General features: G+C 41.6%; 19 protein-coding genes. All 19 read left to right on the top strand.

Features of this window, described 5'->3' with window-relative positions; translation table 11 throughout:
• The first annotated feature begins 242 nt into the window (after positions 1-242).
• The 19 genes from M1G14_RS05200 to M1G14_RS05110 all read left to right on the top strand — a co-directional run bounded on the left by M1G14_RS05200 (position 243) and on the right by M1G14_RS05110 (position 16921).
• The gene (locus M1G14_RS05200; protein ID WP_042759792.1) at positions 243-884 is read left to right on the top strand and encodes a TetR/AcrR family transcriptional regulator; all 642 of its coding nucleotides are present in this window, start codon (positions 243-245) and stop codon (positions 882-884) included.
• Positions 881-1264, top strand: a complete 384-nt coding sequence (locus M1G14_RS05195) for a hypothetical protein (protein ID WP_024054673.1) — start codon at positions 881-883, stop codon at positions 1262-1264. The genes M1G14_RS05200 and M1G14_RS05195 overlap by 4 nt, the downstream gene beginning before the upstream one ends.
• A 133-nt stretch (positions 1265-1397) precedes the next feature.
• A complete protein-coding gene (locus tag M1G14_RS05190; RefSeq protein WP_021153756.1) occupies positions 1398-2441 on the top strand; it encodes a 2,3-butanediol dehydrogenase in 1044 nt (347 codons plus the stop codon).
• A 95-nt stretch (positions 2442-2536) separates the two neighbouring features.
• On the top strand, positions 2537-3448 hold the full coding sequence (locus M1G14_RS05185) for a DMT family transporter (RefSeq protein WP_024056427.1): 912 nt from the start codon (positions 2537-2539) through the stop codon (positions 3446-3448).
• A gap of 154 nt (positions 3449-3602) precedes the next feature.
• Positions 3603-4691, top strand: a complete 1089-nt coding sequence (locus M1G14_RS05180; protein WP_024056428.1) for a DUF4352 domain-containing protein — start codon at positions 3603-3605, stop codon at positions 4689-4691.
• 145 nt (positions 4692-4836) lie between these two features.
• Entirely contained in the window at positions 4837-5976 is a 1140-nt protein-coding gene (locus M1G14_RS05175; RefSeq protein ID WP_049523294.1) for an amidohydrolase, read from the top strand.
• 126 nt (positions 5977-6102) lie between these two features.
• A complete protein-coding gene (locus tag M1G14_RS05170; RefSeq protein WP_009731556.1) occupies positions 6103-6930 on the top strand; it encodes an amino acid ABC transporter substrate-binding protein in 828 nt (275 codons plus the stop codon).
• A gap of 24 nt (positions 6931-6954) precedes the next feature.
• The gene (locus tag M1G14_RS05165; protein WP_049523296.1) at positions 6955-7818 is read left to right on the top strand and encodes a MetQ/NlpA family ABC transporter substrate-binding protein; all 864 of its coding nucleotides are present in this window, start codon (positions 6955-6957) and stop codon (positions 7816-7818) included.
• A 72-nt stretch (positions 7819-7890) separates the two neighbouring features.
• On the top strand, positions 7891-9264 hold the full coding sequence (locus M1G14_RS05160) for a M20/M25/M40 family metallo-hydrolase (RefSeq protein ID WP_031572964.1): 1374 nt from the start codon (positions 7891-7893) through the stop codon (positions 9262-9264).
• Positions 9257-10324, top strand: coding sequence for a methionine ABC transporter ATP-binding protein (locus M1G14_RS05155; RefSeq protein WP_042760242.1), 1068 nt, complete (start codon positions 9257-9259; stop codon positions 10322-10324). The genes M1G14_RS05160 and M1G14_RS05155 overlap by 8 nt, the downstream gene beginning before the upstream one ends.
• On the top strand, positions 10321-11013 hold the full coding sequence (locus M1G14_RS05150; protein ID WP_024056434.1) for a methionine ABC transporter permease: 693 nt from the start codon (positions 10321-10323) through the stop codon (positions 11011-11013). Before M1G14_RS05155 ends, M1G14_RS05150 begins: the two co-directional genes overlap by 4 nt.
• Before the next feature lie 12 nt (positions 11014-11025).
• Positions 11026-11613, top strand: coding sequence for an MptD family putative ECF transporter S component (locus tag M1G14_RS05145; protein ID WP_024056435.1), 588 nt, complete (start codon positions 11026-11028; stop codon positions 11611-11613).
• A 125-nt stretch (positions 11614-11738) separates the two neighbouring features.
• Positions 11739-11933 (top strand): helix-turn-helix transcriptional regulator, encoded by a 195-nt coding sequence (locus M1G14_RS05140; RefSeq protein WP_003005328.1) that lies wholly within the window; start codon positions 11739-11741, stop codon positions 11931-11933.
• Between the two features lie 28 nt (positions 11934-11961).
• Positions 11962-12444: a DUF6773 family protein gene (locus tag M1G14_RS05135; protein WP_042760246.1), complete on the top strand. Its 483-nt coding sequence runs from the start codon at positions 11962-11964 to the stop codon at positions 12442-12444.
• 10 nt (positions 12445-12454) lie between these two features.
• A complete protein-coding gene (locus M1G14_RS05130) occupies positions 12455-12946 on the top strand; it encodes a DUF6773 family protein (RefSeq protein WP_070845677.1) in 492 nt (163 codons plus the stop codon).
• Positions 12947-13096: 150 nt separating this feature from the next.
• Positions 13097-14080, top strand: coding sequence for an oxygen-dependent tRNA uridine(34) hydroxylase TrhO (gene trhO, locus M1G14_RS05125; RefSeq protein ID WP_049488414.1), 984 nt, complete (start codon positions 13097-13099; stop codon positions 14078-14080).
• Between the two features lie 99 nt (positions 14081-14179).
• Complete coding sequence (locus tag M1G14_RS05120; protein ID WP_024056438.1) at positions 14180-15085, top strand: DUF4299 family protein; 906 nt, start codon at positions 14180-14182, stop codon at positions 15083-15085.
• A 156-nt stretch (positions 15086-15241) separates the two neighbouring features.
• Positions 15242-16015 (top strand): nucleoside phosphorylase, encoded by a 774-nt coding sequence (locus tag M1G14_RS05115; RefSeq protein WP_024056439.1) that lies wholly within the window; start codon positions 15242-15244, stop codon positions 16013-16015.
• A 153-nt stretch (positions 16016-16168) separates the two neighbouring features.
• The gene (locus tag M1G14_RS05110; protein WP_049523307.1) at positions 16169-16921 is read left to right on the top strand and encodes an SDR family oxidoreductase; all 753 of its coding nucleotides are present in this window, start codon (positions 16169-16171) and stop codon (positions 16919-16921) included.
• Positions 16922-17019 lie beyond the last annotated feature (98 nt).

Here is a 17019-nt window from a genome sequence, read left to right as displayed (position 1 = left end):
CTTAACTGTGCGGAGGTGGGACGAAGAAATCGAATTCTAACGAATTACCGATTTCTGTCCCACTCTCACTTTTCTCACGGCGGAAAGTTTCAGTATATATTTACATTCTAACAGGCACCTTTTAGTGTCTGTTTTTACTTTTTCAGAGGGAATGAAAAATGGAATTTCATTGACAAAGTCTTCTGAATTTAATAAAATTAAAAACAGACCGATAGTCTGTTTTTTTAAAGGAGGAGAGTTACTTGAAACAAGAAATGAAATCAAAAAGAAGTAAAGATCAAATTATTCAGGCAGCCTTGTCCTTATTTTCAAATAAAGGCTATAAAGAAACAACGATGGCTGATTTAGTAACAGTGACAGGATTGTCAAAAGGGGCTGTTTACCATCACTTCAAAAGTAAAGAAGAGATTCTACAACTCTTAATGGAGAAAGAAACGAACTCCCTCTCAACTTTTCTAGAAGAATTGTCAAAAAACGAAGGAGTTTCATCAACAGATCGTTTATTACAATTAGTTGATTATTTAATAGGCAATGAGAATATGAAACAGCTTACTGGTATAGACTGGGCACAAAAGATACCGTTCGGCTTGTTGTTTTCTTTAAAAAATACGGTAAATATTCTTTCCAAATATGTAGGAATAATCATTCATCAAGGAAATGAGAAGGGCGAGTTTTCTTGTAAATATCCTTTAGAGACAGCTACAACACTATCTCTATTAATTGATGTGTGGCTTGATCCAACTGTATCAGGTGAAGAAATGATATCATTCTCACAAAAATTAGACTATATTGCATTTTATTTAAACAGTAGCGGTGTTCCTGTTTTAACAGAAAATAAGTGTCAAGAGATTAATCAGTTTTTTCTTAAAGGAGGAAGAAGATGAATCGGCTGTTAAGATTCTTATTTATTTTACTTATCATCGCCATGTCTGGAGCCATTATTTTTCAGCTCTTCTTTCCATCCTATATGGGAAGTCATTCGGGATATGGTGTTTCTGTCGGTTGGCAGCGAGAGATTGGGATTTGGAATGTGGCAGTTCTTGTGATCCTGATTGCTGTCAATCTCAAATACGATTGGTTTTATCTTCGTACGGTTTTATTGGCCTTGATTATCGGTGGGCTTGGGATTGGTACCAATCATCTCTTTAGTTATTTTCACAATCATCTGCCGGTCAATGGGATCGGTGCACTTGAAAATTATCTCCTCGTCCTTGGTTGGATGGTGGGCTGGAGAATAGAGACTTCACGAATTAAAAAGAAATAAGAAGGAGCAGTCAAAGGGTTGCTCTTTTTCATCTTCAGTTTTTCCTTGACAAACAAAAGGAAAACGTTTACAATTTTAAATATAAAGTTTCCTGAAAAGAAAACAAAAAAGGTGAAAACAAGGAGATCATCATATGGCTACTATGAAAGCAGCTCGCTGGCATGCAGCAAAAGACGTTCGTATCGAAGAAGTGGAAGTACCTGAAGTACAACCACATCAAGTAAAAGTGGCAGTTAAGTTCACAGGGATCTGTGGTACGGACTTGCATGAATATTTGGATGGACCGATCTTCATCCCAACTGAAGAACATGTGTATTCTGGTCAAAAAGCACCGGTCACTTTGGGACATGAATTCTCTGGTGAAATTGTAGAAGTCGGAAGTGATGTGACTCGTGTCAAAGTTGGCGATCGTGTCACTATCGAACCAATTCTTGCAGAGCACAATTTGATTGGTGATTATAACCTTGATCCAAACTTGAACTTTGTCGGCCTCGCTGCAGATGGTGGTTTTGCCAAATATTGTGTCCTTGATGGGGATTTGGTTCATGTGATTCCAGATAGCTTGAGCTATGAACAAGCAGCTCTTACAGAACCTGCTGCGGTTGCTGTTTATGCAGTTCGTCAATCTGCATTGAAAACTGGAGATACAGCTGTTATCTTTGGCTTGGGTCCAATTGGTCTTTTGATCGTTGAAGCCCTTCGTGCAGCAGGAGCATCAAAAATCTATGCGGTTGAATTGTCTCCTGAACGCCAAGCGAAAGCAGAAGAATTGGGAGCAATCGTTGTGCGCCCAGAAGAAGGAGAAACAATCGTCGAAGCCATCCATCGTTTAACCGGTGGGGGAGCAGATGTTTCTTATGAAGTTACGGGGGTTCCAGTTGTTTTAGGCCAAGCCCTTGCAGCTGTTCATAAAGCTGGGGAATGTATGGTTGTATCGATTTGGGAACGTGAAGCCAGCATCAATCCAAATGAATTCGCCATCCAAGAAAAATCTCTCAAAGGAATTATTGCCTACCGTCACATCTTCCCTAAAGTCTTGGAATTGATGGAACAAGGCTACTTCTCTGCTGAAAAATTGGTTACTAAGAAAATCAAATTGGAAAATATCGTTGAAGAAGGATTTGTTGAATTAACACAAGATAAATCCCAAATCAAGATCTTGGTTCAACCTGAATAAGCGAATAAATTTATATGAAATAAAGCAAGGCTGAAACGTTTCGTTTCGGCCTTTTGTGATACAATAAAAGTAAGGAACAGATTTGGGAGGGGACTATGTCAAAGACGATGAAGGGGACGCTCATGACCTTGATTGCTGGGATCGCTTGGGGTTTATCAGGAGCTTGCGGCCAGTACCTGATGGCTCATGGATTTACAGCAATTGGTTTGACAACAATTCGTTTAGTGTTTTCAGGAGCTGTACTACTGCTTCTTGCCTATCTAGCGGACCAGGAAAAAGTAAAGGCCTTTCTAACAGACCGCTCGTCATACATCCCCTTGCTTTTATTTGCATTTTTGGGATTGTTAATGACCCAATTGACTTATTTAGAAGCGATTGATGCGACTAATGCAGGTACTGCAACTGTTTTGCAATATCTCTGTCCCATTGGAGTTTTGGCCTATTCTTGTGTTAAGGACCGGGTAGCTCCTACGGTATCGGAAATCTTTTCGATGATCTTAGCCATCGCAGGGACCTTTCTCATTGCAACCCATGGTCAACTCAATCAATTGGCAATCACTCCTAAAGGGCTAGCTTGGGGACTTGTTTCTGCCTTTGCCTATGCCCTCTACATCATTCTGCCTATTCAGTTAATTCAAAAATGGGGTAGTATGTTGGTGATTGGTATCGGTATGCTCATTCCAGGACTTGTGATGATTCCCTTCACAGGAAGAAGACTTTTTCATGGCCAATATAGCATGGATAATCTAATGGGCTTAGTTGGCTTAGTGGTGATTGGGACCATATTTGCCTATACGGTCTTTTTGAAAGGGACAACTCTGATTGGACCGGTCAAAGGTAGCCTTCTTGCAGCTATTGAGCCTATTTCAGCTGTATTCTTTGCTTTTGCCATTATGAATGAACATTTCTTTGCCATTGATTTTATAGGAATGGCTATGATCCTCCTTGCGGTCCTCTTGATTTCCCTTAAGGATCTCATGATTCAAAAAGAAAAAGGAGTCTTGTAAAACCAAGATCAATTATTTTTCAGTTAAAAGGTTGAGAATAAAGTCTTGGCCTTTTTGTAATCCTCGCCCTTTGAGGGAGAGTTATCACTATATAGCGTATACATAGCTAGAAAAAGATGTTAAAATAGAACAAAACTTTTTTAAGGAGATGAGGATGAAAAAGATTTTTAAATGGACCCTATTTGCTGTGGCGACCTTGAGTTTAGCGGCTTGTGGAACTACTGCTCAAAAGACAAATTCGCAGCAAGCAAAGACAGAAAAAGCAGCGAAAAGCTCCGCATCTGACGGTCAAGTCGAGGTGAGTTTAAAAGGAGGACAATACATCAAACCACCTGTCCTCAATGACTCAGAAGACGGAACCTATTTAGCCCTTCAATTAGAATTTAAAAATGTTGCCAAAGAATCTATCAACGTGTCAGATTCAGATATCACCATTTACGATGCGGATAATAACAAGGTCAAATTGCAGTCAGGAATTTATGACCAAAGTGAAGCCTTCCAATTGCTCAAGAGTGATCAGTTGGCCCAGGATAAAAAATTAACCGGCTATATCGTTTTTCCAGTCGAAAAAGGTAAAAAATATGAAGTGCAGTATGAACGAAAAACCTATAGCTCTGATAAAAAATCCAAACCTTTAAAATTTGCGGTGGATTCTTCTCAGTATGAGGATAAGGTGGAAGCTTCCACTATTCTAGCAGATGAATACATCAATCAAGTTTACTTCAGTGGCCAACGAAAGGTCAAAAAGGACGATGCTTTTGTTTTGGGAACTGATTTGAAAAAGGAAGCCAGTGATTTCCATGCGAAATTTGCCGCTGACTTTACTCGTAAACTACATGATTACCAATTCTCTGAAGAAGAAGTGAACCAGTTTATCGATGCTTACGAAAAAGAAAATGCTAAGCGTGCGAAATTAACCTATAAGGTTAAACAATATCTCCCGGACAAGGTGGTCATTAGTCTAAATCCTGAGACGGTCAGCATGGAAAAGACGATCTTAAACCACATGCAGACCTTCTATCAGGAACATCGAAAAGACTATCCAGGGATTATCGAGGCGAATCAGGCTCAAAACAAAGCCTATAGAGAGGAAATGATGGCTTCTCTTGCAGATCGCCCCTTGACGACGCCGGATCGGTACGACTACCAGTTGACCTTTGTTAAGAAAGATGGCAAATGGGAAGTAGAAAAAGCCTATAATAGTGATAGCTTAATGGAAAAATTCGAGGGAAATCTTTCTTAATGCGGAAGTTGGCACTCCAAGGACATGTATCTAGGAGTGTTTTTATCTATAGTTTGAAACTATATCAAAACCCAAGAAACAAGAATTAGACGGAAACACCTATTAGTGATAAAATAATTTTAAGTTTGAAAGGAGATGAAGGCTTGTGGCTTTTTCTTATGAAGAGTTAGCAGAGATTCGCCACTATATCCACCAACACCCAGAATTGTCTGGTCAAGAATACCAGACAACCGCCTTTCTAAAAGAGCGTTTAGAAGAGTTGGGGATCCGTATTTTAGAGAGCGGACTAAAAACTGGTCTGATTGCAGAAATTGGTTCCGGCCAACCGGTGGTGGCACTTCGAGCAGATATCGATGCCCTTCCAATTTTGGAACAAACGAATCTGCCCTACCAAAGTCAGAATCCAGGAGTCATGCATGCATGTGGCCATGATTTTCATCAAACCAGTCTTCTGGGAGCAGCAGCTCTTCTCAAGGAAAAAGAAGACCAGCTTGAAGGAACTGTACGCTTGATCTTTCAGCCAGCAGAAGAAATCTCAGAAGGTGCTTCTGATGTTTTGGCAACAGGACTGTTGGAGGATGTTCAAGGAATTATTGGTTTTCACAACATTCCTCAGCTAAAAGCAGGGCAACTTGCTTTGAATGCTGGAGCTATGATGGCAGGGGTTGAGAAATTCAAGGTTACCGTGACAGGGGTTAGTAGTCATGCCGCAAGACCAGATTTGGGAGTTGACACTGTAACGGCCGTCACAACCATGGTTCAGAATGTACAATTATTAATTTCACGGACCGTTTCTCCCTTTGAAACAGCTGTTTTGTCCATTACGCACCTGGATGTGGGCTCAACCTGGAATGTGCTCCCAAAATCAGGCTATTTTGAAGGAACCATTCGTTCTTTTAATCCAAGTGTGCAAAGAGACTTGAAGGCACATTTTATTTCCATCATTCGACACATTGCAGAAAGTCTGGAAGTAGATGTGGCTTTTGAGTGGGGTGTGACACCGCCCGTTACCTTTAATGATGAGGAATTGACGAAAGTGGTTTGGGAAGCTTCACAAGGCTTGGCTGAAGTGTTTCCAGCAAATCCTTCTACAGCTGGAGAAGACTTCGCCTTTTACCAAGAGCGAATTCCTGGAGTCTTTGCCTTTATTGGTTCGAATGGAGAGCCGGATGCGCCAGACCTCCATCATGATCACATGACCATCGATGATGCAGCCTTTGAGGTTTCGGTTCCCTATTATGTTGAAAATGCGCAAGCTTTATTGCGGTATTTTAAAGAAAAATAAGTGTGATAAAGAAAAACTATCACCTCCATAAAAAATATATATTAGGCAAGTGAATGCTTTTCTGATAGAATAAAAAAATACTTTTAAAATGGCGTTTTATGTGCCTGAAACCAAAAAGGAGATCCTATGAATCTAAAAAAAATGATTAAGTATTCTGCTTTAGGATTAGTTGCAGTCCTTGCAACCAGTGCTTTAGTAGCATGTTCATCTGGCAAATCAGCCAGTGGGAAGAAAACCATTGAAGTTGGGACGGTTGGAACAACCAAACCCTTCTCTTATGAAGAAAAAGACGGCAAGCTAACTGGTTATGAGATCGAAGTATTGCGTGAAATCTTTAAAGGTTCAGACAAATACGAAGTGAACTTTAACAAGACAGAGTGGTCTTCAGTCTTTGCTGGATTAGATAGTGACCGTTTCCAAATCGGTGCCAACAACATCAGCTACTCAAAAGAGCGGGAAGAAAAATACCTCTATCCAAATCCATATGCTCGTAATCCACTAGTATTGGTCGTACCAAAAGATTCTTCTATTAAATCTTTGGATGACATTGGTGGCAAGAAAACAGAAGTTGTTCAAGGAACATCTACTGCTAAACAATTAGAAGATTACAATAAAAAACATTCAGATAATCCAACCGACTTGCAATACACAGATGGAACGATTCAAACCATCATGGCCAATCTAGCGGATGGTCGTACCGATTACAAGATCTTCGAACGGATTTCTGTAGATACCATCATTCGTGATCAAGGCTATGACAACTTGAAAGTCATTGAGCTTCCAAGCGACCAACAACCTTATGTTTATCCAATTATTGCAAAAGAGGATAAAGACCTTCAAAAATTTGTCAACAAACGCATCAAGGAACTCTATGACAATGGAACCCTTGAAAAATTGTCTAAAAAATACTTCGGTGGTTCTTACCTACCAGAAGCAAAAGATATTAAAGAATAATATTTATTTAAAGGAGATTTTAAAATGAAATTGAAAAAAATTCTTGGTTTAACAGCTCTTGCAGCTATCGCAACGTTTGCTCTTGCAGCATGTGGTTCTTCAAACTCATCTAGCAAAGATGGTGAAACAACAGTTAAAGTGGGTGTCATGACTTTGAGCGACACTGAAAAAGCTCGTTGGGATCAAGTTCAAAAGAACTTGGATGACGCTAAAACAGGGATCAAATTGGAATTCACTCAATTTACAGATTACTCACAACCAAACGTGGCTGTAAAAGATGGTAGCGTAGATATCAATGCATTCCAACACTACAACTTCCTTGATAACTGGAATTCTAAAAACGACAAAGCCCTTGTTGCAGTAGCAGATACTTACATCGCTCCAATCCGTCTTTACTCTGGTACAGAAAACGGTAAAAACAAATACACTTCTATCAAAGAAATTCCTAAAGGTGGAACAATCGCTGTACCAAATGACCCAACAAATGAAAGCCGTGCCTTGTATGTCTTGCAATCAGCAGGTTTGATTAAATTGGATACCAAAGATGGACAATTGGCAAACGTATCAAATATCAAAGAAAATCCAAAAGATTTGAAGATCTCTGAATTGGATGCTTCACAAACACCATCTGCTCTTCCATCAGTAGATGCTGCTGTCATCAACAATACCTTCGTTCGTGAAGCAGGCGTTGATTTCAAAAAAGCTATCTATGTTGAAAAGAAAGACAACAACTCAAAACAATGGTACAATTTGATCGCTGCTAAGAAAGATTGGGAAAAATCTGATAAAGCAAAAGCTATCAAAGAAATCATCAAAGCCTATCACAAAGACAATGTGAAGAAAGTGATCGAAGAATCTTCAGAAGGAATGGACCAACCAGTCTTTTAAGATTCGATCTCAAGTGTATGAAGGAGGTGGAGAAGCAATTCTCTACCTCTTATCGTGTATTAGGAGGAATGCATGCCTTTTGCAACAGAAGCGGAACAAATTCGAAAATTTGAAAATGATGAGGTCGCACAACATTATTTTGAAGTGTTGCGAACCTTGATTTCAAAAAAATCCATCTTTGCTCAACAAGTAGGTCTCAAGGAAGTGGCCAACTATTTGGGGGAAATTTTTACAGCTGCAGGAGCCAAAGTCGAAGTTGATGATAGCTACACAGCCCCTTTTGTGATTGCCAAATTTTTCTCCCCAAATCCAGACGCAAAAACCATCATCTTCTATAACCACTATGATACAGTACCAGCGGATGGAGACCAACCTTGGACGGGAGATCCTTTTACCTTATCGGTTCATTACGGGACCATGTACGGTCGAGGGGTTGATGATGACAAGGGGCATATCACGGCTCGTCTCACAGCTCTTCGAAAATACATTCGTGAAAGTGGCGATTTGCCAGTCAATATCACCTTTATCATCGAAGGGGCAGAGGAGTCTGCATCGACTGACTTGGATAAATACTTGGCCAAACACAAGAAACACTTGCGTGGGGCAGACCTCTTAGTTTGGGAACAAGGTACCCGAAATAATCAGGGTCAGTTGGAAATTTCCGGTGGTAGCAAAGGGATCGTCACCTTTGATATGGTGGTGAAGAGTGCAGAAGTGGATATCCATTCCAGCTATGGTGGCGTGGTGGACTCTGCTTCTTGGTATTTGTTAAATGCTATCGCCAGTCTTCGTGATAAAGAAGGCCGAATTTTGGTGGATGGGATTTATGATCAGATCCAAGAACCCAATGAACGCGAGCTAGCTTTGATTGAGCAATATGCCAACAAAGGACCAGAAGATGTAGCGGAAACCTATGGTCTAACCCTTCCAATCTTGAAGGAAGATCGAAAAGAATTCCTGCGCCGTTTCTATTTTGAACCAGCCCTGAATATTGAAGGTTTTGGCTCTGGTTACCAAGGCCAAGGTGTTAAAACGATTCTTCCGGCAGAGGCGCGTGCCAAGATGGAGGTGCGCTTGGTTCCTGGACTGGATCCCAAGGAAGTCTTAGAAAAGATCAAGCAGCAATTGAAGAAAAATGGCTATGATCAGGTCGAATTGGTCTATACTCTCGGTGAAATGAGTTACCGAAGTGATATGAGTGCCCCATCGATTTTAAATGTCATTCGGCTGGCCAAAGATTTCTATAGAGAAGGAGTCTCTGTTCTTCCAACAACAGCGGGGACAGGGCCAATGCATACGGTCTTTGAGGCTTTGCAGGTGCCGATGGCAGCCTTTGGAATTGGCAATGCCAATAGCCGTGATCATGGGGGCGACGAAAATGTGAAAATCGCCGATTATTACACCCATATTGAATTGATAAAGGAGTTAATAGCAAGTTATGAGTAAAGCAATGATTCAGCTGGACCACATTGATGTGACCTTCCAGCAAAAGAAACGTCAGATCCAAGCCGTCAAAGATGTGACCATTCATATTAATGAAGGCGATATCTATGGGATTGTAGGCTATTCTGGAGCCGGGAAATCGACCTTGGTTCGGGTGATCAATCTCTTGCAAGTGCCTAGCGCCGGAACCATCATTGTGGATGGAGATGTGATTTATCAAGATCAGGTGACCCTAAAACCGGCTGCCCTTCGGGAGAAACGTCGGGATATCGGAATGATTTTCCAACACTTCAACTTGATGGCTCAAATGACTGTCGCAGAAAATGTAGCCTTTGCTCTTAAACATTCTAAATTGAACAAAGAACAAAAGAATGAGAAAGTGGCGAAATTGTTGGATTTGGTTGGTCTATCTGACCGTGCAGAGAATTACCCGGCCCAATTGTCTGGTGGTCAAAAGCAGCGGGTAGCGATTGCGCGTGCCCTTGCCAATGATCCAAAGATTTTGATCTCAGATGAGTCAACTTCAGCCTTGGATCCAAAGACGACCAAACAAATTCTAGCTTTATTGCAAGAATTGAACAAAAAACTAGGCTTGACCATTGTCTTGATTACCCATGAGATGCAAATTGTCAAAGATATAGCGAACCGAGTAGCTGTCATGCAAAATGGCGAATTGATCGAAGAAGGATCTGTTTTAGATATCTTCTCGAATCCGAAAAATGCCTTGACCCAAGACTTTATCACTGTTGCAACAGGAATCGATGAAGCCATGGTGAAAATCAACCAACAAGCGATTGTTAAGAACTTGCCAGATGATTCGATTTTAGCGCATCTCAAGTATGCAGGTTCTGTAACAGATACAGCGATCATCAATGATATTTACAAGCAGTACCAAGTATCTGCCAACATTTTATTTGGGAATATCGAGATCCTTGATAACACGCCTGTTGGAGAGTTGGTGGTCATCTTATCAGGTGAAACTCAAAATCTGGAAACGGCCAAAGCTGAGTTAGAAAATGCAGGAGTTTCCGTGACTATTGTGAAAGATGGGAGAAAAGCATGATCCAGTTAATTCAAACATATTTACCAAATGTCTATAAATTAGGGTGGTCTGGCCAGTATGGATGGGGAACCGCTATTTACTTGACTCTTTACATGACCGTTATTTCCTTCATTATTGGTGGATTTTTAGGTTTGATGACAGGACTTTTGTTAGTCTTGACCCGTCCAGGTGGTGTCATCGAAAATAGAATCGTTTTCCAAATTTTGGATAAGATTACTTCCTTGTTCCGCGCCATTCCTTTCATTATCTTGTTGGCCTTTATTAATCCCTTGACCTACTTGCTCTTGAAAAATACCATTGGTCCTACAGCAGCCCTTGTTCCGCTGTCTTTGGCTGTCTTTCCATTCTTTGCCCGCCAAGTCCAAGTAGTCTTGTCCGAGTTGGATGGAGGCGTGATTGAAGCAGCACAAGCAAGTGGGGCAACCTTCTGGGATATTGTTGGTGTCTACCTTCGTGAAGGGCTTCCTGATTTGATCCGTGTAACAACGGTGACCATCATTTCCTTGATTGGAGAAACCGCCATGGCAGGTGCCGTTGGTGCTGGAGGATTAGGAACCTTGGCCATCAACTACGGGAAAAACATGTTTAACAATGATGTCATCTTTGTGGCGACCTTATTGATCCTGATTCTGATCGTTCTGGTCCAATTTATCGGGGACTTCCTTTCGAAGAAAATTAGCCACCGTTAGGATCAGTGTCCAATGAATAGAATAAATGTGAATCAAATAAAACAAGTTGGAGCCTTCATTTTCCTCTATTTTCTTGCGATTGGACTGGGGGTCTTAGTTGGAAATCTGGTCGATCATCAAGGAAATATGTTTTATGCTCCTGCCTTTTCAGCCCTGTTTGGCGGGACGATCTACCGCTATTATCTAGAAAAAATAAAAGGAGTTGGATCTATCTTTATAGTTGGCTGCGTGATCGGATCCTTCTTCCTCTTTTCGCGTCATGGTGCAGGGGCCTTTATTCCAGCCTTGATCGCCGGAAGTTTTGCGGAGATGGTCGCCTCAAGTGGTCGTTTTCGCTCGAATTTACGAAATGTCTTGTCTTTTGTTATTTTTGCCTTTGCGACAACAGGGCCCATTCTTATGATGTGGTTCTATCCAGCCAGTTACCGCATGTCGTTACTGGATCGTGGTAAATCGATAGACTATGTCAATCGGGTGATGGTATCACCAGATCTAGCGACCATCACTTGGTTTGTCCTCACGGTCATACTGGGTGCTGGATTAGGATGGGGACTATCATATATCCTACAGTCATTTCTAACAAAAAGAAGAGGAAACTAAGAAAGCCTGGGAAACCAGGCTTTTTTTGTTTTATCAAAAATATTTTTTACAAAATGTAAGATATATATTGCAAAATAGAAAATATAGTGTATAATAAAACTATAAAAACAAGAAAGGAAAATCATGTGGCGAAAAATCTCAAATTAAAAATGGCCCGGGTCGAGCATGATATGACCCAGGGGGATCTTGCAGATGCCATTGGAGTGACGCGCCAGACCATCGGTCTGATTGAGGCGGGAAAGTATAACCCAACCCTCAGTCTCTGTCTTGCCATCTGTAAGACCTTGGATAAGACGCTGGATCAACTGTTCTGGGAGTAACAGTTTTAATAATAGAAAGAGGAAGAATATGAAACAAAAGAAAGAACCAATTGTAAAAGATGAACGGACCATGCTACTTGATGGAAAAATCGCAGGAGAGCTTGTCCTTGGTATGACCTGCTTTATTGCCCTATCTGCCTTTGTGAAATCCAGTATCCTGGACTTAGATCTAGTCGCTTATCTACCTGAGATGTTCCTTCTGATTGCCATGGGGATTTATGCTCTGCTAAGAAGGATCAGTTCAGGGATTGATATCCGAGATATGTTAGAAAAAGATAGCTGGTTGAGTCGCCTTGGGTCAGGTCTATTCTTTGCTGTGCTTGTGACAGCTATGGATGTGATTGGAAAGAGAGAAGCAATGAGCTTTATCTTGAGTCCCAAGTATCTGGTCAAAATTCTATTAGAAATTCTCGTCTTTGCCATCCTGACAGATCTTCTTGAAAAACCACTTGCTCTTATCAATCGGAAAAAACAAGAGAAGATCGAGGCAGAATTAGAGGATGAAGAATAAGGAGGAAGAGATGAGATTACAATTGCTGAACAAACAGATCATAGATGAACGAGAAGAAGGCTTAGCTAATAAGGCTGGTGCTGAGACGGCTGGTTTCCTGTTCCTTGCCTTAACTGTTTTTAGTGTGGGATCCATTTTTACATCTAAGGTGGGGCTCAGTCCAATCATGGTGGTAGCCTTACTCATCGTCTCAGGATTGTATTACTCTGTTCGTTGTCAACGATTGGGTGTGAAATTTATCAGTTATAGCTATCTAAATGTGACGGGAATTGTAGCAGTAACCCTTGTTCTTTCCTTGTTCATCTGGGCTCAAAATTTTCAATTAAACCAGGCTGTCTATCACTCAAATCCCTTCCATTCAAAATTCTTGCTAGTGCTTCCCATCACCTTTCTCCTGAATCTTCCGATTGTATGGGGGCTGAATTCTCTTGTGATGCTTCTTGCAAAAGTAGAGAAAAAACGCTATGAAGCCTATCTGGACCAGTTGGAAAAGGAAGAGTAGAAAGTTGAAACCCTGGTTTCGTCCTATAAAAGTCTGGGAAACCAGGCTTTTATTTTTCAGTCAAATAAATTGCATTCGTTTTCTTGGGAGAGTATACTGGTATAGTTGAATGAAAAATTCTGATAATTTAATCTTAGAAAAGAGAATGACATGGCAAAACCTATTCGTGTATTACTTTACTATAAATATGTTCCCATCGAAAACGCGGAACAATTTGCGGCTGATCACTTGGCCTTCTGTAAATCAATCGGCCTTAAAGGTCGTATCTTAGTCGCTGATGAAGGAATCAACGGAACCGTATCTGGTGACTACGAAACAACGCAAAAATACATGGACTACGTTCACAGCCTTCCAGGGATGGAAGACCTCTGGTTCAAGATCGATGAGGAAGAAGAGCAAGCTTTCAAGAAGATGTTTGTCCGTTATAAGAAAGAGATTGTCCACCTTGGTTTAGAAGATGATAATTTCGATAATGACATCAATCCTCTTGAAACAACAGGTGCTTACTTGTCACCAAAAGAGTTTAAAGAAGCTCTTCTCGACGAAGATACCGTTGTCCTTGATACTCGGAATGACTACGAGTACGATCTTGGTCACTTCCGTGGAGCTATTCGTCCAGACATCCGCAACTTCCGTGAATTGCCACAATGGGTTCGTGATAACAAGGAAAAATTCATGGACAAACGCGTTGTCGTCTACTGTACTGGTGGAGTCCGCTGTGAGAAATTCTCAGGCTGGATGGTGCGTGAGGGCTACAAAGATGTTGGTCAATTGCATGGCGGAATTGCAACCTACGGGAAAGATCCAGAAGTTCAAGGCGAACTGTGGGATGGGAAAATGTACGTCTTTGACGAGCGGATTGCAGTCGACGTCAACCATGTCGATCCAAGCGTTGTCGGAAAAGACTGGTTTGATGGAACACCATGTGAACGTTATGTCAACTGTGGAAATCCTTTCTGTAACCGTCGGATCTTGACTTCAGAAGAAAATGAAGACAAGTACCTTCGCGGATGTTCGCATGAGTGCCGGGTTCACCCTCGCAATCGCTATGTAGAAGAACACAACTTGTCACAAGCAGAAGTTCGTGAGCGTTTAGCCCTTATCGGTGAGACGCTTGATGGAGCACCTGCATAATGGAAACAAACAGTCTGAAAGCTCAGGCTGTTTTTATATGGAAATTGATTGAAAATTGTGCTATACTTTAGGTAAGCGATTTCACAAAGGAGAAAACAAATGAGTATCGTGTTTTCAATCAAAAATAAAAAGAGCTTATTTGGCTATCAGAAAGTACTCGCGGCACAGGAAGTTCTTAAATTAGTAGAAGGGTTGATGACCTACAACTATGGTCCTGCCACCCTTCATCGTCCCTTAAATGATTTTGAAGGCTTGAACTGTATCGTATTTGGTAAGAGCGGTCTTCCTCTGCAGTTACGCTATTTTGATGAGGAAGAGTCTTATCAGATTCAGGTGCCCTCTTTTGCGATAGAAGAAGATTGGCAGTTGGCCCTTCGATGGATCAGTCGCCTAGGAGAAGTATTAGGAACGGAGATTGTGGCCAGTGACGGCGTAAGCTATACTCCAGATTCTGTTTTCCATTTTGATTATGAAGTCGTCATCCTAGAAACGCTGGGTAATGTGACGAAAGAAAAAGATCTAAAAGAGTTTGAAGTACAAGGCTTCGCTCATCCAGTCTATTTGGATCGGGATACAGTGCAGGAAGTCTTGAACCATGTCCATCCACTAGAAGCCTACTCTGCCTTTATCAAGAAGATTCAATATAGTGCAGCTTATTTCAGTCAAGTCCGTTTTTATCAACAGGAGGAGACAGGAGCCTTCTTAGCCAGCTATAGCTTGACAGAAGATACGGATACAGTCTTGCCACGGGTGCCACATGTTCCTGCAGAATATGTAGAAATCGTGGGCTTAGCGGGTATCATTGATTGGCGGGTGCTATTGGTAGCGATCGAGGGAGATCCGGGTAAGCCAGAAAATTACCATCCAATTGGTTCTCTTGCTCTGAAGGACTTACTGGAGGCCTTAGAGCCAGATGAATTCCAGTTGCTTGATGCTAGTCAAATTGAAATTAAAAAATTATCCAAAGAACGCTTGCTAGAATTAGCGCAATTGGAGAACAAGTAAAAAATATCATAGTGAACTGTCCCTCCGACGTTTGATCCGAAAAATCTAACGTCTGGGAGCAGTTCTTTTTTATGCCCTTCCTTTGATCAAAAACCAATGACTAGGCTAATTGTGGTATAATAGGGGCCTAGAAGTAGAATGAAAGAGGTGCACGAAATGCTGTTAGAAGAATTTGATGCCAATCGACAGGCGATTATCAATCCACAAGACTTACACCAACCAATTGAAGGATTTCCCAAAGTAGTCATCTCTTGCTTTTCAAGAGTAACTTTTGCTCGCCTCCTTGAAAATTATGAACATGAGGTCATTGCAAGAACCTCCATGGCCAATTTTGAAGTCGTGGTCTATGGGATCACTATTGGAGACCAACAGATTGGTGCCTTTAATGCACCAGTTGGGGCTGCTTCCTGTGTGGGGATTATAGAGGACCTGATTCAATTTGGGATGGAAAAACTGGTGCTCTTTGGAACCTGTGGGGTTTTAGACCGTGATATCGAAGCGACTTCCATCATCATTCCAACGGCTGCTCTTCGCGACGAGGGGACCAGTTACCACTATCTTCCGGCTAGTGATGAAGTGGAAGTAAACAAGAAAACCCTTCCTCTCTTCCAAGCCTTTCTTGAAAGCCACAAGGTTTCCTATCAGTCAGGAAAAGTGTGGACGACAGATGCACCCTACCGGGAAACCATCGACAAGATGAAGCGACGAAAGGAAGCGGGAGCCATCTGTGTGGATATGGAATGTTCGGCAGTGGCAGCCTTAGCAGCTTATAGGGGCTTTGAGCTCTGCCATTTCTTCTATGCAGCAGACCACCTCTCGGAAGAAAAATGGGATATCCGAACCTTATCTAGTCATGAGGATTTAGATAGCAAGGATCGCATCGCGGAGTTAGCCATCCAATTTGCGCTCTTTTGGGAAAAGGCAAACTAAATGAAAGAAGCAATGATTGAACTGAAGGATTTTTCCTTCCAATACAAGAAGTAATTTTGCAAGAGAGGGATGGTTCATCTAGATTCTAATTAGAGACAGAACCTGATGGATCTGCTCAATCTGAATTTTTTTACAATCCATGGAGGTAATGTCATGTCAGAAACGATTTTAGTAACAGGAGCTTCAGCTGGTTTTGGTCAAGCAATCTGCCGTCGCTTAGTAGCAGATGGATACCGTGTGATCGGGTCAGCTAGACGCATCGATAAATTACAGGCCCTCCAAGAAGAGTTGGGAGAAGACTTTTATCCCCTGCAAATGGATGTGACGGATCTTTCTCAGGTAGATCATGCACTTGCCAGTTTGCCAAAAGATTGGGAGAAAGTGGATGTTTTGGTCAATAATGCTGGCTTGGCTCTAGGCCTCGCCCCAGCTTATGAAGCAGAGGTCGCAGACTGGCTGACCATGATTCAGACCAATATTGTTGGTTTGACCTATCTGACAAGGAAAATCTTGCCCCAGATGGTGGAACGAAATGATGGCTATATTATCAATTTGGGCTCTACAGCAGGAACTGTGCCTTATCCAGGGGCCAATGTTTACGGGGCATCCAAGGCTTTTGTCAAGCAATTCTCCCTCAATCTTCGGGCGGATCTAGCTGGCAAGAAGATTCGTGTCAGCAATATTGAACCCGGTCTTTGCGAAGGAACGGAGTTCTCTTCTGTTCGCTTTAAAGGAGACGAAAAACGGGTAGAAGCCATTTATCGAGATGCCCATGCCATTCAGCCTGAAGACATTGCCAACACAGTAGTTTGGTTGATCCAACAGCCCAAGCATGTCAATGTCAACCGGATTGAAATCATGCCGGTTTCCCAAACCTTTGGCCCTCAACCCGTTTATCGTGATTAAAAAGAGAAGCAACCACTCCACTGTACTGACCCCAAAAAGTTAGACAAATAATTTAAGTTAAGGATTTAGTCCTGTATTGCACAGGACTAAGTCCTTTT

This window comes from Streptococcus parasanguinis (assembly GCF_023109675.1).
GTDB lineage: Bacteria > Bacillota > Bacilli > Lactobacillales > Streptococcaceae > Streptococcus > Streptococcus parasanguinis_I.
Note: the sequence above shows the minus strand (reverse complement) of the source record. Positions and strands in the feature narration are given on the sequence as shown.